Source organism: Acinetobacter sp. ANC_7504, from assembly GCF_056779995.1.
The window spans coordinates 1-204 of sequence record NZ_JBWYIZ010000050.1 but is presented as its reverse complement, the minus strand read 5'-3'; the positions used below and the strand labels follow the sequence as shown (position 1 = coordinate 204).

Genomic DNA, 204 nt, shown 5'->3' with positions numbered 1-204 from the left:
CAATGCCACAAACTCGTGAACACATCCTTCTTTCTCGCCAAGTAGGTGTTCCATACATCGTTGTATTCTTAAACAAATGTGACCTTGTAGATGACGAAGAGCTTCTTGAGCTAGTTGAAATGGAAGTTCGTGAACTTCTTTCTACTTATGACTTCCCAGGTGATGACACTCCAGTTATCCGTGGTTCTGCTCTTGCTGCACTTA

1 protein-coding gene is annotated in these 204 nt (G+C 42.6%); it reads left to right on the top strand.

Features of this window, described 5'->3' with window-relative positions; all coding sequences use genetic code 11:
• Nucleotides 1-204 (top strand): GTP-binding protein (locus AC1M9F_RS14575; protein WP_481598128.1); only part of this gene is annotated, 204 nt, incomplete at both ends.